The organism is Mesorhizobium sp. B2-5-4 (genome assembly GCF_006441095.1).
In the GTDB taxonomy this organism is placed as follows: Bacteria; Pseudomonadota; Alphaproteobacteria; order Rhizobiales; family Rhizobiaceae; genus Mesorhizobium; species Mesorhizobium salmacidum.
This window is the reverse complement of sequence record NZ_VFUR01000003.1, coordinates 42,645-61,348: the sequence shown is the minus strand read 5'-3', so window position 1 is coordinate 61,348 and position 18,704 is coordinate 42,645. Positions and strand designations below refer to the sequence as shown.

Here is an 18,704-nt window from a genome sequence, read left to right as displayed (position 1 = left end):
AAAATGCGTGTCTATTACGATCGTGATGCCGATCTCAACCTGATCAAGGGCAAGAAGGTCGCCATCATCGGCTATGGCAGCCAGGGCAGGGCGCATGCGCTCAACCTCAAGGATTCCGGCGCCAAGGAGATCGCCATCGGCCTCAAGGCCGGCTCGGCGACCGCCAAGAAGGTCGAGGCCGACGGGCTCAAGGTAATGAGCGTCGCCGATGCCGCCAAATGGGCCGACCTGATGATGATGGCGACCCCCGACGAATTGCAGGCCGACATCTACAAGAACGAGATCGCGCCGAACATCCGCGACGGCGCCGCGATCGCCTTCGCGCACGGCCTCAACGTGCATTTCGGCCTCATCGAGCCAAAGTCGACCGTCGACGTCGTCATGATCGCGCCGAAGGGCCCGGGACACACGGTGCGCGGCGAATACCAGAAGGGCGGCGGCGTGCCGTGCCTGGTCGCCGTCAACCAGGACGCCTCGGGCAACGCGCTCGACCTCGCTCTCTCCTATGCCTGTGGCATCGGCGGCGGCCGTTCGGGCATCATCGAGACCAATTTCCGCGAGGAATGCGAGACCGACCTGTTCGGCGAGCAGGTCGTGTTGTGCGGCGGCCTGGTCGAACTGATCCGCGCCGGCTTCGAGACGCTGGTGGAAGCCGGCTATGCACCGGAAATGGCCTATTTCGAGTGCCTTCACGAGGTGAAGCTGATCGTCGACCTGATCTATGAAGGAGGCATCGCCAACATGAACTACTCGATCTCGAACACCGCCGAATGGGGCGAATATGTCTCGGGCCCGCGCATCATCACCGCCGAAACCAAGGCCGAGATGAAGCGCGTGCTAAAGGACATCCAGACGGGAAAATTCACCTCGGAATGGATGCAGGAATACCGCGCCGGCATGTCGCGCTTCAAGGGCATCCGCCGCAACAATGACAGCCATCAGATCGAGGAAGTCGGCGCCAAGCTGCGCGCGATGATGCCGTGGATTTCCAAGAACAAGCTGGTCGACAAGGCCAAGAACTGAGCGAAATCGACAGGCTCGAAGCCCTCTAACTTCGAACGATCAAAACCAAAAACGGCGCCAGGTGGCGCCGTTTTCATTTTCTCCACATCAGCCGCAGCCAGCTCAGCTATAGGGCGACCAGCACTGCTGGCGCGGGCCGTTATAGGGCTGGAACGTGTTGTCGTAGGCGCGATATGAACGGTAGCGGTTGTAGCACCACCGGACATGGGCGCTCGAAAGCCGGCCGGCGCGGTAGTAGCGGCGCGGCGCCGGCGTATAGTAATCGTAGTTGTTATAGTTGTTGTACATGCTGCCAAGGCCGAGCCCCAGACCAAGACCGAGGATTGCGGCGGCGCCATCATCGTAGTAGCCGCCGTGATAATGGCGGCGGCCATGGCGCCAGCGCCAGTCATCGCCGCGACTCCAGTTACCGCCACCATTCCAGTGGCGGCCGCTCCAGTTGCCTCCGCCATTCCAGTGGCGGCCGCTCCAGTTGCCACCACCATTCCAGTGGCCGCCGTTCCAGTTCCGGCGCCATCTCCAATCGCCGCCATTGTTGTTGCCGCCGGCCCAGTCTTCGCGGACCGGGGTGACCGTTGGCGCGGTGCTGGCCGGGATCGATACATCGGGCTGCAGGATCGGACCGGCGGCGGATGGCGCCGTGATACCGGAGACAATACCGAGCGCAATCAGCCCGGATTTGACAGTGGAAGAAAAGAGCGAATTCATTGCACTCTCCAAGAGATACAGGCCCCACGCCTACCCTGGGAATGAGCCTACTGTGGGCCTTTGCGTCTGAACGGCGGATGAACGGAAAGGTTCCGTCAACCATAGGGCGAAGGCCACCAGGGCCAAAGCATCCCTGCTTGTGGTCCCGCGATCTTGTTTTCCGCCGCTCTTGCAGGCAAAGGTCAGGGCATGTCGCTGCGCCTTGCCACCTTCAATGTCGAGAACCTGATGAACAGGTTCGATTTTTCCGGCTATCGCAACCAGCTCAACGAGGATCGCACGCTGGCGATGTTCGATATCCAGAGCGAGGCCGAATACAAGATACTGGAGCAGGCGCGCGCCATCGCGCAATCCGACGACACGCGCCAGCTGACGGCACTGGCCATCGCCGCCACCCGCGCCGACATCATCTGCATGCAGGAGGTCGACAACATCGAAGCGCTGAAGGCGTTCGAGTACGGCTATCTGTTCAAGATGGTGGGGCAGGGTTACCGCCAGAAATACACCACGTCGGGCAATGATTCGCGCGGCATCGATGTCGCCGTGATGATGCGCAACGAAACCGCGCAGGGACAGCCGATCGAATTCGTTCGTATGACCAGCCACGCTTATGTCACCTACGAGCAGTTCGGGTTGCATACGCCGGAGCTGGCGGCCCTCGGCAACCAGTCCAATGAACGCATCTTCCGGCGCGACTGCCTGGAGGTCGACATCAAGGTGGGCGGCGCACCGATGACGCTTTATCTCGTGCACTTCAAATCGATGGGCTCGCCCCGCAACGGGCTCGACGGACGCGAAGCGACAATGCCGGTGCGCGTCGCGGAAGCGCAGGCCGTGCGGCGCATCATCGAGGAGCGTTTCGGTGTGGATCATGCCGCCGACAAGCGCTGGGCGATCTGCGGCGACATGAACGATTACCGCCAGCGGGTGAAGATCGCCGGCGATGAGGTGGACGGCTACCGTTTCGAGGTGGTTGACGAGAACCTGTCCTGCATCAACGTGCTGACAGCGGGCGGCTTCTGCGAAAACGTGGTGGAGCGGCGGCCGGAAATGAACCGCTGGACCTTCTATCACACACGCGGACCCGAAGAGCGGCATCTGTGCCAGCTCGACTATATCCTGCTTTCCAGGGGACTGGCGGCGAAGAACGCCACCGCGGTTCCCGACATCATCCGCAACGGTCAGCCCTGGCGCACGATCTTTCCCGCGGGCCAGGAAGTCGAGCGCTTCCCGCGCGCCGGCTGGGATCGGCCCAAGGCTTCGGACCACTGCCCGGTGGCGATCACGCTGGACATGGCATGATGGGGAGTATGGGCCCGGGGCCTGATGGGCAGGATGGGGCCTGAGCCGACATGAGCTTTGATCTTCCACGCAATGTCATCCTGCCGGTCGACGCCATCGATGTGCGCCTCGATGCCGGCCCGCATCCCTTCGCGGTGGATAATGCCGGGGCGATCGCCGAGAACTGGCAGAGCGAGATCGAGACCAATCCGGCGCTCTTCGACGGCACCGTGGTTCTGCTTTCGGAACTTGCCTATCGCGACCGCAGTCTCATTGGCCTCTGCCATGCGGTCAACTACTCGACCTTCATGCTGTGGCGGAAGCGGCGCGAGAATTCCGGCGCCGAACACGCCTATGCCCATGCCGTGCTGGTGGCCGGCGACAATGCGCTGGTGGCGATTCGCATGGGGCCGCGAACCGTCAATGCCGGCCGGGTCTATTTCGCCGCCGGTTCGTTCGAGCCGACCGATTTCCGCGATGGGCTGGTCGATGTCGATTTCAACATGATCCGCGAGGTGCGCGAGGAGACCGGCCTCGACCTGTCGGATGCCAGGCGCGGGGTGCGCTGGCACGCGCTGTCGACGGCAAGCGGCACCGTCATCTTCCGCCGCTATCACGTCGACGAGCCTGCCGATGATCTCGCGCGCCGAATCGCGGCCTTCGTCGCCACCGAAGCCGATCCGGAGATCGAGGGGCCGGTGATCATCCGCCATGCCGACGACCTGCCGGACGGTCTGTCGCCGCACATGAAGCCCCTGATCGAATGGCATTTCGCGAACGGAAATTAAAGTTTCGTGCCGATGTCATGATCGCAGACGCGATGGTCCGAGTGGCTTCTTGCAGATGATAAAACCGTACACGGGCTGTTGCGCGCTCCGCGCCTTGAAGGTACGGGCAGCGCACCACGGCCGCAGCACCGAAGCCGAAATGCGTGAAATCCTGGAAACGGCTGTGCGGCCGACCAATCGGGTCAAACTCGGCTCCCTGCTCGCCGCCATCGGCCGCGAGGCCGGATTGTCTCAAGAGGATGTCGATACCTTGCAACAGCTTCGCGACAAAACACCGGGCGAGCCGGTGCGGTTCGAATGATCCTCATCGACACCAATGTAATTTCTGAACCGTGGAAACCTCCACCCGATCCCCGTGTCACAGCATGGATCGACGCGCAGACCGTCGAAACCCTGCATCTATCGGCCGTCACCGTGGCTGAGCTACGTTTCGGTATCGCGGCGATGCCTGCCGGCAAGCGCCGCACGATCCTGCATGATCGTCTCGAGCAGGATGTGTAAAACCGGCGCGGAGTGCCGGGCGCCTTTGCAGCTTGCTCGTTACTCATGCCTTAGCGCGTCGATCGGGTCGAGCCTGGCGCCGCGCAGGGCCGGGAAGAAGCCGAACACCATGCCGATCAGCGCCGAGAAGCCGACGGCGAGCAGGATGACCGCCGGGCTCGGCGCGAAGGGTATGGTCAAGGTCATCGAGGCGAGGCCGGCCAGCGCCAGGCCAATCAGGATGCCGATGATGCCGCCGAGCAGCGACAGCACCGTCGCCTCGACCAGGAACTGGATGAGGATGTGCTTTTCATGCGCGCCGATGGCGAGCCTGATGCCGATCTCGCGGGTTCGCTCGGTGACCGACACCAGCATGATGTTCATGATGCCGATGCCGCCGACCAGCAGGCTGACGCCGGCGACCGCGCCCAGCATGCCGGTCATCGTCGTGGTTGCGCTGGCCATGGCGTCGGCGATCTGGGTCATGTCGCGGATGGCGAAATCGCTTTCGCGGTCCGGGGTTATACGGCGCGCATCGCGCAAAATATCCTCGACGCGCGGCTGCAATTCGGTGGTCGGCGTGCGGTCGTCGGCGGCGATGTAGATGTTGTCGATATCGCGGTTGCCGGCGATGCGGCGCTGATAGGCGGCGAGCGGCATCAGCACGACATTGTCCTGGTCCTGGCCGAAGCCGGTATAGCCCTTCGGCTCGAGAAGGCCGACGATCTTGCAGGAGGTGCGGTTGACGCGGATGATCTCACCCTCGGGATCGCCGGTGCCGAAGAATTGCTGGCGCACCGTCTCGCCGATCAGGCACACGCCGGTGCCCGAACGGGTTTCGGAATCGCTGAACGGGCGGCCGGACACCAGTTTCCAGTCGCGCGCGTCGAGATAGGCGCTGTCGGTGCCGGTGACGCCTGAGGTCAGGCTTTCGGTGCCGAAGATGACGCGGACCTGCTTCTGCGATGCCGGCGAGATGGCGCGCGCGCCGGAGAGATGCGCAACCAGCGCCGCCAGGTCCTTTTCCGCCAGCGGCCGCACCGCTTGATCGAGCCCGCCCGGACCTCCGGGACCGGCCGGGCGCCCGGCCCGGACGACCAGCAGATTGCTGCCGAGTTTGGAGATGTCTGCCTTGACCTTTTGCGTGGTGCCGGAGCCGATGGTCAGCATGGCAATGACGGCGGCGACCCCGATGACGATGCCCAGCAAGGTCAGGAACGAACGCAGCACGTTGCGGCGGATCGAGCGCAGCGAGAGGCGGATGGTTTCCCAGATCATGGTTATGCCGTCTCCATGTTCCTTGTGTCGGAGACGACATAGCCGTCGAGGAAGCGGATGGTGCGCTCGGCATATTCGGCGACATCGGCCTCGTGCGTGACCATGGCGACGGTCAGGCCAAGCTCCTTGTTCAGCCGCGTCAGCAGTTCCATGATTTCGTGGGTGCGAGCCGTGTCGAGATTGCCGGTCGGCTCGTCGGCGACGAGCAGCGTCGGCCTGGTGACGATGGCGCGTGCGATCGCCACGCGCTGCTGCTGGCCGCCGGAGAGCTCGGCCGGCGTGTGATGCTCGCGGCCGACAAGGCCGACCTCAGCCAGCGCCTGCATGGCAAGGTCGCGGCGCTCGCGGGCGGCGACGCCGCGATAGATCAGCGGCAGTTCGACGTTCTCCGCCGCGGTGGTGCGGGCCAAGAGATTGTAGCCCTGGAAGACGAAGCCGACATAAAGGTTGCGCAACATGGCGCGGCGGTTGCGGTCGAGCCGGCCGGCATCGACGCCCATGAAGGAGTAGGTTCCGGCCGTCGGCGTGTCGAGGCAACCGATGATGTTCATTGCCGTTGACTTGCCGGAGCCCGACGGACCCATGATGGCGACGAATTCGCCGCGCCGAATGGCAAGGTCGACGCCGGCCAGCGCATGCACCTTGGCTCCGCCTTGGCCGTAGCTCTTCCAGACCGTGTCGAAGATGATGAGGGGCGCGCCCGCGGCCATAGCCTCAGCTCCGCGACTGCGAGGCGGTGATGATCTGCGCTCCTTCCTCCAGGCCGGAGGTGATCTCTGTCAGTTCGCCATCGGTGGAGCCGATCTTGACGTTGACCGGATGCGGCCGGCCGTTCTCCAGCACATAGAGCGTACGAGAACCATCCGTGGGGGCTTTCGCCGCCTGGCGTTGGCGGTCGGGGCGGCCCATGCGGCCGGTGAACAGGTCGCCGAGACTCCAGCCACGCGGGGCCTGCTGCGCCGGTCGGTAGCGGAAGGCGCTGGCCGGCACGGTGAGCACATCCTTGGCCTGCCGGGTAACGACCGAAACGGTGGCGGTCATGCCCGGGCGCAGCAGAAGTTCGCTGTTGTCGACCTCGAGCCGCGCACTGTAGGTGACGACCCCATCCGTCGTGACCGAGGCATAGGAAATGTCGCGGATCTCGGCATCGAACGGCCGGTCGGGGAAGGCGTCGACGGTGAAGCGGGCATGCTGGCCTGATTTGACCGCGCCGATGTCGGCTTCGTCGACCGCCGCCACCAGCTCCATGTTCCTCAAATCCGCGGCGATGATGAACAGCACCGGCGCCTGCAGCGAAGAGGCGACCGTCTGGCCGGGGTCGACCGAACGGGTCAACACGATGCCGTCGATCGGCGCATAGATGGTGCTGTTGGCGAGATCGGTCTGCTGCGATTTCAAGTCTGCATTGGCGATGGCGAGATTGGCCTCGGCGCTGTCGAGTGCAGCCTTGGAGCGATCGCGGGTCGCGGTCGCGGCCTCGAGCGACTGGTCGGTGGCCATGCCGCGCTTGGTCAGGGCCGCCGCGCGGACACGCGCGCTCTCGTTCTCGGTGAGCGTCACCCGGGCGTCCTCGACATTGGCAGCCGCCCCTTTTGCGGACGCTTCGGCCCGTTCGATCTGGACCTGCAGCTTGGCGGTGTCGAGTGCAGCCAGCACGTCGCCCTTCTTCACCTGCTGGTTCTCGTTGACCGTGACCGAGCGTATGATGCCGGAGAGCTGGCTTGATATGTCGACCTGGGTGAGGGGTTGCAGCGTGCCAGTCGCCGAAACCTGGACAGTGAGGTCGGCCTTGGCGGCCGGCACTGTCGTATAGTCGATCTTGGTCGGCGTGCCGGCATACCATTGGTAGCCGGCAAAAGCCGCGACGAGGACGATCAGCGCCAGCAGCGCGTAGAGCCAGCCGCGGCGGCGCGTCCTGCGCCGGCCGATCTGGTCGAGCCCTAGCGCCGTCTCAATGGCGGAATCCGATTCCGCCTTTGGCAGATTGACAATCTGGTCCACGTCGGACCCCTATTATGCGTAATGTCCCTGTCTGTGCACAGATCAGGCTTATCGGTTCAAATATCAAATTAAATTTCGCCCATGTTGGGATTGAGGCAGGAATGCAAACCCGGAATTACTTGCTTTACGATGTGTTTACGACCGAGCGACTGGCCGGCAACCCGCTGGCGGTGGTGTTGGATTGCAAAGGTCTGGACACCGCCGCGATGCAAGCCATCGCGCGCGAGTTCAACCTGTCCGAATCAGTCTTCGTGCTGCCGCCGGACAATCCCAAGCACCGAAACCGCATCCGCATCTTTACCCCCGATTATGAAATGCCGTTCGCCGGCCACCCGACGGTGGGCTCGGCAATCGCGCTGGCGGAACTGGCCGGTGAGGGCGGCGCCGGCATTTTCGTGCTGGAAGAAAACATTGGTCCGGTGCGTTGCGCCGTGAGCAAGCACGATGGCGCCACCTTCGCCGAATTCGACCTCGCCAAGCTGCCGGAGCCGCTGAAGCTCGACGCCGATCCGGAGGCGATCGGCGCGGCACTCGGCCTGACACCGCACGAGATCGGCTTCGAGAATCACCGCGTCGCCTTCTGGTCGGCGGGCGTGCCCTATGTGACCATCCCGGTCGCCAACCTCGAGGCGGCAGGCCGGATCCGGCTGGACAACCAGGCGTGGTCGGAACTGGCGCCGCGCAAGAGCGAATGGGCCTTCGCCAGCCCGTACGTCTATTGCCGTGAAACGGTGAATCACGAAAGCGCGTTCCATGTGCGCATGATCGTGCCCGGCACGCCGTCCTACGAGGACCCGGCGACCGGTTCGGCGGCGGCGGCCTTCGCCGGCGCCATCATGCATTTCGACGGCCCGACGGACGGGGTTTCGCAATTGTGGATCGAGCAGGGACTGGAGATGGGGCGGCCGTCGCGCATTCGCCTCGAACTGACCGTGCAAGGCGGAAAGCTGGCGTCCGCGCGCATTGGCGGCAACGCGATCAAGGTGGCGGAAGGCAAGCTTTTCGTCTGATCGCCTCCGCATTCTTTCCCGGCACGACAAGGCTTGATGCGATTTGTCGGGAAATGATTCCAGCAGGGCTGGACAGGACCGGTATCGGCGGCTATATGCCCGCCAACGCCGGTTTTTGCCGGCCGAGTGGGTGCGTAGCTCAGTTGGTAGAGCAGCTGACTCTTAATCAGCGGGTCCACAGTTCAATCCTGTGCGCACCCACCAAAATCTAACAAAATCAATTTGTTGGACGAGGTGAGGGACCCCGATGGATGCAGGCGGAGGTCCGTGTCCAAATATTTTGGGCCAGCACCGACACTTTTCCGCATCATGCTCTAGACGCGTGTCATGCCATTCTCCCGGCTGCCAAAATGTCGCGCTGGCGGCGGCCGATCGGTGCTTGGCCCTTGGCCTGATCCACAGCCCACTTCGATGATTCCCACCAGTGCGCGAACAAACTCAACCATGTCGTTTGCCGTGATGGCTGCCTTGTCGGGGTTTTGCCCGATGTGCTCGGCGGCTTCGCAACATGAGCGGCGGATGAGATCGTAATGTATATCCCTTTCATCCTCCGGCAACGCCGCCAACTTCATGGCTCGGCTATGAATCAACCGCAGCAATAGTTCGAGAGCTGCTCCGACACTCATGCGTTTGCTCCGCATTGGTCGAGCGTCCCGGCGCTTGAGGGCGCGCGTTTGGAACGTCCGATGAGGAGGCGTTTCCCGTCCCCGCTTGGAAGGCTGCATCACAGTCGTTAATATATTCTTTCTTGCTAATATTCCTCCTTCGTTGAGCCTGCGGAAAGGCCGAGCGGCGCCCGGGGCCGCTTCTTGCGGTCGAAATTTCACTCACTCCGAGCAAGGACATCGCGAACCCGCTGTTTTTGGGCCTCCGAAAATTTATGAGGGTTTGTACATCAAGGCGATCCGCGCATTACTTCTCCGACACGCCAGCCTCGGCAAAACTCGCCATTCTCGCATGGCACTCCAGCGCCGAGCGCACGATGTTGACGGCGAGGCACGCGCCGGAGCCTTCGCCGAGCCGCATGCCGAGATCGAGTAGCGGCGGCAGGGCGAGCGCTTCGAGCAGGCCGCGATGGCCCGATTCGGCGGAGACATGTGCGGCGGTCGTATGAGCAAGGCCGGTTGGGTGCAGCTTTGCCAGCGGCGCGGCGGCGGCGGTGCAGACGAAGCCGTCTAGCAGCACGGGTATGCCCAGATGCCGGGCGGCGAGCGTGGCGCCGAAGATGGCGGCGAGTTCGCGCCCGCCGAGGCTGGCTGCGACCCCCAGCGGATCGGCAAGGGCGGCGGCGTGGCGCTTCAGGCCGGCTTCGATGGCGACCACCTTGCGCTTCAGTCCGGCATCGTCGACGCCGGTGCCGCGCCCGGTCCATTTTTCGGCACCCCCGCCGAAAAGCGCCGCCGAAATGGCGGCGGCCGGCGTGGTGTTGCCGATGCCCATTTCGCCAAAACAGACGAGGTCTAGATCTTTCGTCACCGCCTCGTAACCGGCCGAGACCGCGGCGAGGAAGGGTTTCTCATCCATTGCGGGCACTTGGGTGAAATCGCCGGTTGGATGATCGAGGTCGAGCGGGATGACGTCGAGCTCGGCGCCGGCGATGCGGGCGAGCTGGTTGATGGCAGCACCCCCGCCAGCGAAATTCGCCACCATTTGCACGGTGACTTCCGAAGGATAGGCCGACACGCCTTGCGCGGTGACGCCGTGGTTGCCGGCGAAGACGAAGACTTTCACGCGGTCGAGCTTCGGCATGTCACGGCCCTGCCAGCGCGCCAGCCAGGCGGCGATCGTTTCCAGCCGGCCGAGACTGCCTTGCGGTTTGGTCAGCGTGTCCTGGCGGCTGGCAACGGCATTGGCGGCCGCCTCGCTGCCGGCGGGCAGGTCGAGACAGGCGGCGCGCAGTTCATCGAGGGATTTGAAGGGCATGGGGGCAAGGTCTCCGGAAGGGAATCAGGCAAAAGGGGATCAGGAAAGAGCGACGGAAGCGACGAGAAGCACCGCGATCTCGCTCAATTGCTGCAAGGCGCCAACCGTGTCGCCGGTCTGGCCATTGATCTGGTTGAGGCAAAGGGCGTGAAAAGCAGCAAACAGCAGGCCGAGCAGGATGAGCGCGGCGATGGCGCCGCCGGAGCCAAGCAGGAGCAGTGGAATCGCGCCAAGCACGGTGCCGGCTATTGCCATTTCGAGTGAGACGGTGCCGGCGTCTGCCGAGAGGCCGTCGGATCGCGCTGGCGGCAAAAGATGCATAAAGGCGCCGAGCATGCCGCGCGAAGCGGCATGCGCCGCCACCAGAGCGAAGAGGGCTTGCGTGGGATCGGTGAGTTCCGAAAGCGTGCTCCAGCGGATCAGCAGCGATAGCGCCAGCGCCGTGGCACCATAGGCGCCGATGCGGCTGTCGCGCATGATCTCGAGCTTGCGTCCGCGCGACTTGCCGCCACCGAAGCCGTCGGCGACGTCGGATAGCCCATCCTCATGCAGGCAGCCTGTGGTGAGCACGGTTGCAACAAGGGCGAGGGCGGCCGACGGTCCTATGGCAAGGCCAAAACGTTCCGCCGTGGCAAAGACGATCGCGCCGATCAAGCCGACGACAAGGCCGGCAATGGGGGCGGCCCAGATCGCGGCGGCGAGGCTGCGGCCACGAAAATCGAAGACGGGCAGTGGCAGGCGGGTGAAGAAGACCAGGCAAAAAGCGATGTCATCGAGGACTTGCCGAGGCGACAGGGTGATTCTTGGGCGCTTCATGGTCTAGGCCCGTGCAATGGCGTGGAAGAAGGTGCCACTGACATGGCCACGCCGGTAGCCGGAAGCGCCGAGCGGATTGCGCTGGCCGTCGGCGAGGTCGGCCAGCGGCTCATCATTGCCGGTGGCCGTCATCTGCGCATAGTGGAATTCGTGACCTCGGATCACTGCGCCTTGCGGCCCCAGCGGACAGTCGGCGCGCAGCCGTGCCTCACGGTAGCCGAGATTCATCTTGCGCCTGGCGAAGCTGGTGGAATGGCCGAGCAGGCCGAGCATGCGATGCGTTTCGCCTGATGCATCCTCCAGCGCTTCACCAAGCACCATGAAGCCACCGCACTCACCATGGATCGGCCTCTTCTCGGCGAAACGCGCCATTCCCACATGGAAATTCGTGCCGGCGGCCAGCTTGCCGGCGTGAAGCTCTGGATAGCCGCCGGGCAGCCAGCAGACATCGCAATCCTCGTCCGGCGCTTCGTCGGCGAGCGGCGAGAACGGGACAATTTCCGAGCCTGCCTTGCGCCAACAGGCGGCGACATGCGGGTAGAGGAAGCTGAAGGCGGCATCCTCGGCCAGTGCGATGCGCTGGCCGGGCGGCCGCAGCGCGTCGGTGAAGTCGCCAACTGCCGGGGCGAGGGGTGTTGCCAGCGCCATGACCGCGTCGAGGTCGAGCGACTTCTCCGCCATGTCGGCGAGCCGGTCGAGATGCGCCATCAGATCGTCATATTCGCCGGCCTGGACGAGGCCGAGATGGCGTTCGGGCAGGTTCAACGTGGGATCGCGCAAGATGGCGCCGACGACTGGCAGGCCGATCGCCTCGATGGCGTCGCCGGACAGCCGCCGGTGACGCTCGCTGCCCAGCCGGTTGAGCACGACACCCGCCATGCGCACATCCGGATCGTAAATGGCAAAACCCTTGGCGACGGCCGCCGCCGTGGTCGACTGGCCCGACACGTCGAGCACCAGCAGCACCGGCAGGCCGTAAAGCCGGGCAAGATCGGCGGCCGAACCGGTGCGCCCCGGCGAGGCCGGAATACCGTCGAACAGGCCCATGGCGCTTTCGAGGATGACGAAGTCGGTATCGTCGGCTGCCTGTGCCGCGAGCGCATTGAGCAGCGACGGTGACATCGCCCAGCTGTCGAGGTTGATGCCGGACAGGCCGGTGGCGGCGGTGTGGAAGCCGGGGTCGATATAGTCCGGGCCGGATTTGGCGCCGCGCACCTTCAGGCCGCGCCGGGTGAGCGCGCGCAGAATGCCGATGGTGACGCTGGTCTTGCCCGAGCCGGAGCGCGGCGCGCCGATGATGATCGCGCGCGCCGTCATGCTTGCGCTGCCAATGCCGCGCGCATCGCGACGATGCCGCCGACGACGATCAGTGCCGGTGAGGCGAGCCCGGCAGCCGCCGCTTCCTCGGCAATGGTGGCGAGCGTGGCCACGACGGTTCGCTCCTGCGGTGTCGTCGCGGCGACAATCACGGCCGCCGGCGTCGACGGCGCCAGTCCGCCGTCGAGCAAGGCGGCTGCTATCAGTGGCAGATTGGCCATGCCCATATAGACGACCACAGGCTGGCCGGTGCGGGCGATCGCCGCCCAGTCGATGTCGTCATCGGTGCCGGCGGCATGCCCCGTCGCCAGGATGACAGCCTTGTTTATGCCGCGCATGGTGGCCGGGATGCCCGTGGCCGCCAGCGCGCTGAGGCCCGATGTCAGGCCCGGCAGCACACGGAACGGGATGTTTTGGCGCGCCAGCGCCAGCGCCTCTTCGCCGCCGCGGCCGAAAATATAGGGATCGCCGCCCTTCAGTCTGACGACGCGGCGGCCTTCACGCGCCAGCCGTACCAGCAGGGCGGTGATGTCGTCCTGCTTCATCGAGGGCTGGCCGCCGCGCTTGCCGGCAAAGAAAAGCTCGGCACTTGCGGCAACAGCGACGACATCAGGCGAAACCAGCGCATCGTAGACCAGCGCATCCGCTTCGGCCAGCGCCGCCAGCACTTCCAGGGTCAGGCAGCCGGGATCGCCGGGACCGGCGCCGGCCAGCCAGACATGGCCCGGCTCAAGCGGACGAGGCTTGAAGTTCAGGCGCGCGAGCGCCCCTTCGAGCGTGGCGTTTCCGCCTTTGTTGCTGGTGCTGCCGCTCACAATCCGTCCCGTCCGCGAAAACGCCGCTGATAATGGGCGTCGTATAATGAACTCTCGCCAAAGCCTTCCGCCGCCAGCGAGCGGCCGACGAAGATGAGCGCCGTACGCTCCATCGGATCGGCGGCGAGCTTTGCCTCGATGGTCTCCAGCGTGCCGGTGAGCACCCGCTCATCCGGCCAGGACGCGCGGAAGACGATCGCGACCGGGCAATCGCCGCCATAATGCGGCGTCAGTTCGGCGACGACGCGATCGATGGCGTGGATGGCAAGATGAATGGCCAGCGTGGCGCCGGTGCGGCCGAAGGCGGCCAGCGTTTCGCCGGGCGGCATTTTCGACGCACGTCCGGAAACGCGGGTCAGCACCAGGCTTTGCGCGACTTCGGGAATGGTCAGCTCGCGGCGAAGTGCTGCGGCGGCGGCGGCGAAGGACGGGACGCCCGGGGTCATCGTGTAGGGGATGCCATGCTTTTCCAGCCGGCGGATCTGCTCGGCGACAGCGCTCCACACCGACAGGTCGCCGGAGTGCAGGCGGGCAACGTCATGGCCGGCCTTGTGGGCCGCCACATATTCAGCCTCGATCTCGTCCAGCGACATCGGCGCGGTGTCGATCAATTTTGTTCCCGGCGCGCAATGCTGCAGCAATTCCGGCGCGACGATCGACCCGGCATGGAGGCAGACCGGGCAACTCGCCAGGAGCCTTGCGCCACGCAGCGTGATGAGGTCGGCCGCACCTGGGCCGGCGCCGATGAAATGGACGGTCATGGCGCGTCTCCGCTGATGGCGATGGCGCAGGTGACCGCGCCGAGCACAGTGCGCGGACCAAGCAGGCTGGCGCCTTGGCCGGCGACGGCAAGGGCGGAGGCTTCCGAGACCGATGGGGTGCCGGCCAAGTCCCGCGAGAGACTGGAGTTGCTGAGCGTCCGCGGCGAGGCGGCCTGAAGGGCTGCGTTATCGACGATGATGACGGGAAGGTTCAGCTTGCGACCAGCGGCAGCGATCGCGTCTTCGTCCTTCTTGAGCGCCGCGGTGGCCAGTGCCGAAAGAGCCGACATCGCCAGGCCATGCGCTTCGAGCGCGGTTTCTATCGCCGCGAGCACGTCCTCGACGGTGACGCCCTTTCGGCTGCCGATGCCCGCGACCATCATGGCTTCACCCAGCTCCATTGCGTGACAGGCATGGCCGGCCGCCATGCCTGCATGGAGCCGACCGGCGAAGCGCGGGAGATGCCAATGCGGGTGAGATCGCCGCCGCGCTTTGTGTGCTGGGCGAGAAGCAGGGCTTCCATTTCCAGCGTCACCGCGTTGGCGACAAGACGGCCGCCGGCGCGCAAGGCCTTGGTGGCGGCGGTCAAGACGCCGGCGTCGCTGCCACCGCCACCGATGAAGACGGCATCGGGCGTCTCTAGCCTGGCCAGTGCCTTGGGCGCGCTGCCTTCCACAATGACGAGGCCGGGAACGCCGCAGGCAACGGCGTTGTGGCCGATGCGGGCGGCGCGGGCCGGATCGGCCTCGATGGCGATGGCGCGCATCGAAGGGTGGGCGAGCATCCATTCGATGCCAATCGAGCCTGAACCGGCGCCGATATCCCACAGCAATTCGCCGCGCCTCGGCGCCAGCGCCGACAGGGTTACGGCGCGGATTTCGCGTTTGGTGATCTGGCCGTCATGCTCGAACAGATGATCGGCAAGGCCTGATGTGAGCGACAGCACGCGCGCTTGCGGGTTCGAATCAATTTCGATGGCCAGCACGTTGAGTGGATTGATGTTTTCGAGGTTGAAGGCGTCGGCACGAACCGAACGCAACGTCTCCTTCGGCCCGCCTAACGCTTCCAAGACCGTCAACCGCGAAGTGCCGAAGTCTAGTTCGGTAAGCAGGCGCCCAATTGCAGCAGGTGCATCGCCATCCGATGTCAGCGCCAGGATGCGTGCGTTGGGCTGCAGCAGCGGGCGAATCAGGTCGATCGGGTGGCTGTGCAGTGAGATGATCTCGATGTCCTGCAGCGCCCAGCCAAGACGGGCGGCTGCCAGCGAAAGGGCTGACGGCGCTGGGATGACATACATCTCGCGCGGGTTGACCTTGCGGGCGAGGGTAGCGCCGACCCCGTGGAAGAACGGGTCGCCGGAGGCGAGCACGCAGACGTTTCCGCCGGCAAGCGCCAAGACCTCGGCCATTCCGGCATCGAACGGAACCGGCCAGGGTCGCTGCTTGCCCCTGGCGAAGGAAGCGACGAGCGCCAGGTGCCGCTTGCCACCGAAGATGAACTCCGCCTCGGCGATCCGCCGCTTGGCCTCGTCGCCGAGACCCGCTAAACCGTCCTCGCCGATGCCGACGATGGTGAGCCATCTCGAGTTGAGCTTGGCGCCGCTCGGACCCTTAGCAGGCATGATGACCCACCGCATTCTGATCCTTGGCGGTACCACCGGAGCCCGGCAACTGGCCGGAGAACTGGCGGCGCGCGCCGATTGCTCGGTCACGCTTTCCTTGGCCGGCCGCACGCAAAGCCCGGTCGCGCAGGGTGTGCCCGTGCGAAGCGGAGGATTCGGCGGCGTCGATGGTCTGGCTGCTTATCTCAGCGAGACAGGCACTGGTCTGCTGATCGACGCCACGCACCCCTACGCGGCGCGAATCTCCGCCAATGCAGCGATGGCCGCGCGCAAGACCGGCGTGCCGATCCTCGCCCTGCGGCGCCCGGGGTGGGAGGCCGGCCAAGGCGACCGCTGGCTTGAGGTCAACAGCGTTGCCGAGGCCGCGCGGGCGCTTGGCGATGTGCCGCGCCGTGTGTTTCTGGCGCTGGGCCGCCAGGAGGTCGCCGCCTTCGAGGCAGCGCCCCAGCACCATTATCTCATCCGCAGCGTCGATCCGGTCGAGCCGAAGCTGGCGGTTGCCGATGCCGCGTACCTGTTGGCGCGCGGACCGTTTGGCGAGACCGACGAGCGCGTGCTGCTCGAAGAGCATCGGATCGATGTCGTGGTATCGAAGAACAGCGGTGGCGCGGCGACACACGGGAAGATTGCCGCGGCGCGAACGCTCGGCCTCGAGGTGGTCATGGTGCGCAGGCCCGATCTGCCGGACGTGCCTTCGGCTGAAACCGTAGAAGCGCTGGCCGCGATGGTGCCTCATTTTGTGGAGCCCGATGCCGAGCGCGGCGTGTAGACCAGCGCCGGCTTGTCGCCGCGCTTGATGATCCGGGTCTCCGGCGAGCCGATGATGATACAGGTCGCCATGTCGGCCTTTTCTGCGTCGACATCGGCCAGCAGATAGACCTCGATGCGCTCGTCCGGGCGGCCGGCGGCGCGGCCGAAGATCACCGGCGTCGTGCCGGGCAGGATGGCGGTCAGGCATTCGAAGGCGCGGCCAAGTTGCCAGGGACGCGCCTTGCTGATCGGGTTGTAGAGCGCGATGACGAAGCCGGCGCCGGCCGCCGCCAGCAGACGCAGCTCGATTAGATCCCAAGGCTTCAGATTGTCGGATAGCGAAATGGCGCAGAAGTCGTGGCCGAGCGGCGCGCCGATGCGGGCGGCGACCGCCAGCATGGCGGTGACGCCAGGCACGATGATCACATCGACCGCACGCCATTCGGCCGGACCGGCCTCGATCGCCTCACAGACCGCCGCGGCCATGGCGAAGACGCCGGGATCGCCACCGGATACCACGGCGACGTCGTGGCCCTCGGCTGCCTTGGTCAGGGCCTCCTTGGAGCGGGCGAGTTCCTCACGGTTGTCGGAAGCGACGCGGGTCTGGTCCGGGCGCAGGTCGAGCCGGTCGAGATAGGGCTTGTAGCCATAGAAGAATTTTGCCTCCGCGATAGCGCGGCTGGCTTGCGGCGTGACCTGGTCGGCATTGCCGGGCCCGAGGCCGATGACGGTGAGACGGCCGCTCATGCCTGCGCTCCAGCCACGCCGGGTCGACCGGACCAGCCAGCAACCAGCACGATGGCGAAATAGGGCGCCTTGTCGTCCGGTTTGTCGGCAAGCTTCATCGAGACGCTGCCGGCCATGGTGCCGCGCTCGACGTAGACGGCACGCGTCAGTTTGCCGGTCGCCTCCAGCGCGCGCTTGATCTTGGGCAGGTTGCGGCCGACCTTCATGATGACGGCAGCGTCGGTGTCGGCGAGGCGGCGCGTCAGGTCGAATTCGCTCATCGTGCCAGGCAGCACGGTCAGCACGTCGTCGCCCTGGACGATCGGCACGCCGGTCTGCGACCAGCAGCCGGACATGGCGGTGATGCCGGGAATGACCTCGGTCGGGTAGCGATGTGCAAGGCGCACATGCAGGTGCATGTAGGAGCCGTAGAACAGCGGGTCGCCTTCGGAGAGCACGGCAACCATCTTGCCGGCGTCGAGGTGCTCGGCGACCCTGTCGGCCGACTCCTCGTAGAAACCTGATATCTGCGAGCGGTAATCGTCGTGATCCTTGTCGATCTCGGTGGTCACGGGATAGAGCAGCGGCAGTTCCAGCATGTCGGGCCGGAAGCGCGCCTCGACGATGGCGCGCGCATTGCTGTTGTTGCCGCGTTTGGCGAAATAAGCCACGACATCGGCTTCGGCCAAGGTCCGTGCGGCCTTCAGCGTCAGCAATTCGGGGTCGCCGGGACCGGTGCCGACGCCGACGAGACGGCCTTTGGGGAGCGCGTTCACAGGCCCGGCCTCGCCAGTGAATTGAGTGCTGCGGCGGTCATCGCGCTGCCGCCAAGCCTGCCGCGCACGGTGGCGTACGGTACGCCATAGGAATTTTCGGCCAGGGCATCCTTGGATTCGGCAGCACCGACAAAACCGACCGGCATGCCGATAATGGCGGCCGGCTTGGGCGCGCCATCGCGCAGCTTTTCCAGCAGGTAGAAGAGTGCGGTCGGCGCATTGCCGATGGCGACGACCGAACCGGCCATACGCTCGCCCCAAAGGTCGATCGCGGCGGCCGAGCGGGTGTTGCCGATCTCCCTGGCGATGTCGTGCGTGCGCGGGTCGCGCAAGGTGCAGATCACCTCATTGCCGGCCGGCAGCCGGGCACGGGTGACGCCATGCGAGACCATTTCCGCGTCGCAGAAGATCGGCGCGCCGGCGGCCAGAGCGGTGCGGGCGGCGGTGACGAAATCGGGGGAGAAAACGAAACGACTTGCTGCCTCGACCTGGCCGCAGGCATGGATCATGCGGATGGCGACATCGGCCTCGGCTTCGGAGAAGCGCGACAGATCAGCCTCGGCGCGAATAATGGCGAAGGAGCGCTCGTAAATCGCGGTGCCGTCGTGGATATAGTCGTAGGCGGCCATG

General features: G+C 65.2%; 21 protein-coding genes, 1 tRNA gene and 1 pseudogene. 8 read left to right on the top strand and 15 right to left on the bottom strand.

What is annotated here, in order from left to right:
- Positions 1 to 3 precede the first annotated feature (3 nt).
- A complete protein-coding gene (gene ilvC, locus FJ492_RS04870; RefSeq protein WP_140768763.1) occupies positions 4 to 1,023 on the top strand; it encodes a ketol-acid reductoisomerase in 1,020 nt (339 codons plus the stop codon).
- 102 nt (positions 1,024 to 1,125) lie between these two features.
- Here the strand turns inward: ilvC and FJ492_RS04865 are convergent, their stop codons facing one another.
- Positions 1,126 to 1,731 (bottom strand): BA14K family protein, encoded by a 606-nt coding sequence (locus tag FJ492_RS04865; RefSeq protein ID WP_140768761.1) that lies wholly within the window; start codon positions 1,729 to 1,731, stop codon positions 1,126 to 1,128.
- A gap of 189 nt (positions 1,732 to 1,920) precedes the next feature.
- Between FJ492_RS04865 and FJ492_RS04860 the strand changes: the two genes are divergently transcribed.
- The 4 genes and pseudogenes from FJ492_RS04860 to FJ492_RS04845 all read left to right on the top strand — a co-directional run.
- A complete protein-coding gene (locus FJ492_RS04860) occupies positions 1,921 to 3,033 on the top strand; it encodes an endonuclease/exonuclease/phosphatase family protein (protein ID WP_140747304.1) in 1,113 nt (370 codons plus the stop codon).
- Positions 3,034 to 3,083: 50 nt separating this feature from the next.
- Entirely contained in the window at positions 3,084 to 3,800 is a 717-nt protein-coding gene (locus FJ492_RS04855) for a hypothetical protein (protein ID WP_140768759.1), read from the top strand.
- A gap of 55 nt (positions 3,801 to 3,855) precedes the next feature.
- Positions 3,856 to 4,101, top strand: a complete 246-nt coding sequence (locus tag FJ492_RS04850; RefSeq protein ID WP_140502775.1) for a plasmid stabilization protein — start codon at positions 3,856 to 3,858, stop codon at positions 4,099 to 4,101.
- Positions 4,098 to 4,298: pseudogene (locus FJ492_RS04845) on the top strand (PIN domain-containing protein); the annotation flags it as partial. The gene FJ492_RS04850 and the pseudogene FJ492_RS04845, both read left to right, overlap by 4 nt.
- 42 nt (positions 4,299 to 4,340) lie before the next feature.
- Here the strand turns inward: FJ492_RS04845 and FJ492_RS04840 are convergent.
- Genes FJ492_RS04840 through FJ492_RS04830 form a run of 3 tightly spaced genes read right to left on the bottom strand, consistent with a single transcriptional unit; the run spans position 4,341 to position 7,559 of the window.
- Positions 4,341 to 5,558: an ABC transporter permease gene (locus FJ492_RS04840; protein WP_140502533.1), complete on the bottom strand. Its 1,218-nt coding sequence runs from the start codon at positions 5,556 to 5,558 to the stop codon at positions 4,341 to 4,343.
- A gap of 2 nt (positions 5,559 to 5,560) precedes the next feature.
- Positions 5,561 to 6,268: an ABC transporter ATP-binding protein gene (locus FJ492_RS04835; protein WP_140768757.1), complete on the bottom strand. Its 708-nt coding sequence runs from the start codon at positions 6,266 to 6,268 to the stop codon at positions 5,561 to 5,563.
- 4 nt (positions 6,269 to 6,272) lie between these two features.
- Entirely contained in the window at positions 6,273 to 7,559 is a 1,287-nt protein-coding gene (locus tag FJ492_RS04830) for an efflux RND transporter periplasmic adaptor subunit (RefSeq protein WP_140768755.1), read from the bottom strand.
- 101 nt (positions 7,560 to 7,660) lie between these two features.
- Between FJ492_RS04830 and FJ492_RS04825 the strand changes: the two genes are divergently transcribed.
- Positions 7,661 to 8,569, top strand: coding sequence for a PhzF family phenazine biosynthesis protein (locus FJ492_RS04825; RefSeq protein ID WP_140768753.1), 909 nt, complete (start codon positions 7,661 to 7,663; stop codon positions 8,567 to 8,569).
- A 128-nt stretch (positions 8,570 to 8,697) separates the two neighbouring features.
- Positions 8,698 to 8,773, top strand: a tRNA-Lys gene (locus FJ492_RS04820).
- A 110-nt stretch (positions 8,774 to 8,883) separates the two neighbouring features.
- Here the strand turns inward: FJ492_RS04820 and FJ492_RS04815 are convergent.
- From FJ492_RS04815 to cbiE, 8 genes are all read right to left on the bottom strand, one after another.
- Complete coding sequence (locus tag FJ492_RS04815; RefSeq protein ID WP_140502539.1) at positions 8,884 to 9,195, bottom strand: hypothetical protein; 312 nt, start codon at positions 9,193 to 9,195, stop codon at positions 8,884 to 8,886.
- Positions 9,196 to 9,481: 286 nt separating this feature from the next.
- Positions 9,482 to 10,492 (bottom strand): nicotinate-nucleotide--dimethylbenzimidazole phosphoribosyltransferase, encoded by a 1,011-nt coding sequence (gene cobT, locus FJ492_RS04810; RefSeq protein WP_140768751.1) that lies wholly within the window; start codon positions 10,490 to 10,492, stop codon positions 9,482 to 9,484.
- Positions 10,493 to 10,531: 39 nt separating this feature from the next.
- Positions 10,532 to 11,308: an adenosylcobinamide-GDP ribazoletransferase gene (cobS, locus tag FJ492_RS04805; protein WP_140768749.1), complete on the bottom strand. Its 777-nt coding sequence runs from the start codon at positions 11,306 to 11,308 to the stop codon at positions 10,532 to 10,534.
- 3 nt (positions 11,309 to 11,311) lie between these two features.
- Entirely contained in the window at positions 11,312 to 12,625 is a 1,314-nt protein-coding gene (locus FJ492_RS04800; RefSeq protein WP_140768747.1) for a cobyrinate a,c-diamide synthase, read from the bottom strand.
- Entirely contained in the window at positions 12,622 to 13,440 is an 819-nt protein-coding gene (gene cobA / locus FJ492_RS04795) for a uroporphyrinogen-III C-methyltransferase (RefSeq protein WP_140768745.1), read from the bottom strand. The genes FJ492_RS04800 and cobA overlap by 4 nt, the downstream gene beginning before the upstream one ends.
- Positions 13,437 to 14,201, bottom strand: a complete 765-nt coding sequence (gene cobM, locus FJ492_RS04790; protein ID WP_140768743.1) for a precorrin-4 C(11)-methyltransferase — start codon at positions 14,199 to 14,201, stop codon at positions 13,437 to 13,439. Before cobM ends, cobA begins: the two co-directional genes overlap by 4 nt.
- Complete coding sequence (locus FJ492_RS04785; protein ID WP_140768741.1) at positions 14,198 to 14,584, bottom strand: cobalamin biosynthesis protein; 387 nt, start codon at positions 14,582 to 14,584, stop codon at positions 14,198 to 14,200. The genes cobM and FJ492_RS04785 overlap by 4 nt, the downstream gene beginning before the upstream one ends.
- Positions 14,581 to 15,822: a precorrin-6y C5,15-methyltransferase (decarboxylating) subunit CbiE gene (gene cbiE, locus FJ492_RS04780; RefSeq protein ID WP_140768737.1), complete on the bottom strand. Its 1,242-nt coding sequence runs from the start codon at positions 15,820 to 15,822 to the stop codon at positions 14,581 to 14,583. Before cbiE ends, FJ492_RS04785 begins: the two co-directional genes overlap by 4 nt.
- A gap of 1 nt (position 15,823) precedes the next feature.
- On the opposite strand from cbiE, the gene FJ492_RS04775 reads away from it, so the two are divergent.
- Positions 15,824 to 16,591, top strand: a complete 768-nt coding sequence (locus FJ492_RS04775) for a cobalt-precorrin-6A reductase (RefSeq protein WP_140747269.1) — start codon at positions 15,824 to 15,826, stop codon at positions 16,589 to 16,591.
- On the opposite strand, the gene FJ492_RS04770 is transcribed toward FJ492_RS04775, so the two are convergent.
- Genes FJ492_RS04770 through FJ492_RS04760 form a run of 3 tightly spaced genes read right to left on the bottom strand, consistent with a single transcriptional unit; the run spans position 16,555 to position 18,703 of the window.
- Complete coding sequence (locus tag FJ492_RS04770; RefSeq protein ID WP_140502550.1) at positions 16,555 to 17,319, bottom strand: precorrin-3B C(17)-methyltransferase; 765 nt, start codon at positions 17,317 to 17,319, stop codon at positions 16,555 to 16,557. The genes FJ492_RS04775 and FJ492_RS04770 overlap by 37 nt on opposite strands.
- A complete protein-coding gene (locus FJ492_RS04765; protein ID WP_140747262.1) occupies positions 17,316 to 18,074 on the bottom strand; it encodes a precorrin-2 C(20)-methyltransferase in 759 nt (252 codons plus the stop codon). The genes FJ492_RS04770 and FJ492_RS04765 overlap by 4 nt, the downstream gene beginning before the upstream one ends.
- Positions 18,071 to 18,703: a precorrin-8X methylmutase gene (locus FJ492_RS04760; RefSeq protein WP_140715993.1), complete on the bottom strand. Its 633-nt coding sequence runs from the start codon at positions 18,701 to 18,703 to the stop codon at positions 18,071 to 18,073. Before FJ492_RS04760 ends, FJ492_RS04765 begins: the two co-directional genes overlap by 4 nt.
- Position 18,704 lies beyond the last annotated feature (1 nt).

What these genes read in the sequence shown, in the direction of transcription:
- ilvC (WP_140768763.1), top strand. Translation starts at nt 4, where the DNA reads ATGCGTGTCTATTACGATCGTGATGCCGATCTCAACCTGATCAAGGGC.
- cobS (WP_140768749.1), bottom strand. Translation starts at nt 11,308, where the DNA reads ATGAAGCGCCCAAGAATCACCCTGTCGCCTCGGCAAGTCCTCGATGAC.
- FJ492_RS04850 (WP_140502775.1), top strand. Translation starts at nt 3,856, where the DNA reads ATGATAAAACCGTACACGGGCTGTTGCGCGCTCCGCGCCTTGAAGGTA.
- FJ492_RS04785 (WP_140768741.1), bottom strand. Translation starts at nt 14,584, where the DNA reads ATGATGGTCGCGGGCATCGGCAGCCGAAAGGGCGTCACCGTCGAGGAC.
- cobT (WP_140768751.1), bottom strand. Translation starts at nt 10,492, where the DNA reads ATGCCCTTCAAATCCCTCGATGAACTGCGCGCCGCCTGTCTCGACCTG.
- FJ492_RS04825 (WP_140768753.1), top strand. Translation starts at nt 7,661, where the DNA reads ATGCAAACCCGGAATTACTTGCTTTACGATGTGTTTACGACCGAGCGA.
- cbiE (WP_140768737.1), bottom strand. Translation starts at nt 15,822, where the DNA reads ATGCCTGCTAAGGGTCCGAGCGGCGCCAAGCTCAACTCGAGATGGCTC.
- FJ492_RS04775 (WP_140747269.1), top strand. Translation starts at nt 15,824, where the DNA reads ATGACCCACCGCATTCTGATCCTTGGCGGTACCACCGGAGCCCGGCAA.
- FJ492_RS04800 (WP_140768747.1), bottom strand. Translation starts at nt 12,625, where the DNA reads ATGACGGCGCGCGCGATCATCATCGGCGCGCCGCGCTCCGGCTCGGGC.
- FJ492_RS04865 (WP_140768761.1), bottom strand. Translation starts at nt 1,731, where the DNA reads ATGAATTCGCTCTTTTCTTCCACTGTCAAATCCGGGCTGATTGCGCTC.
- FJ492_RS04835 (WP_140768757.1), bottom strand. Translation starts at nt 6,268, where the DNA reads ATGGCCGCGGGCGCGCCCCTCATCATCTTCGACACGGTCTGGAAGAGC.
- FJ492_RS04815 (WP_140502539.1), bottom strand. Translation starts at nt 9,195, where the DNA reads ATGAGTGTCGGAGCAGCTCTCGAACTATTGCTGCGGTTGATTCATAGC.
- FJ492_RS04855 (WP_140768759.1), top strand. Translation starts at nt 3,084, where the DNA reads ATGAGCTTTGATCTTCCACGCAATGTCATCCTGCCGGTCGACGCCATC.
- FJ492_RS04760 (WP_140715993.1), bottom strand. Translation starts at nt 18,703, where the DNA reads ATGGCCGCCTACGACTATATCCACGACGGCACCGCGATTTACGAGCGC.
- FJ492_RS04840 (WP_140502533.1), bottom strand. Translation starts at nt 5,558, where the DNA reads ATGATCTGGGAAACCATCCGCCTCTCGCTGCGCTCGATCCGCCGCAAC.
- FJ492_RS04770 (WP_140502550.1), bottom strand. Translation starts at nt 17,319, where the DNA reads ATGAGCGGCCGTCTCACCGTCATCGGCCTCGGGCCCGGCAATGCCGAC.
- FJ492_RS04860 (WP_140747304.1), top strand. Translation starts at nt 1,921, where the DNA reads ATGTCGCTGCGCCTTGCCACCTTCAATGTCGAGAACCTGATGAACAGG.
- cobM (WP_140768743.1), bottom strand. Translation starts at nt 14,201, where the DNA reads ATGACCGTCCATTTCATCGGCGCCGGCCCAGGTGCGGCCGACCTCATC.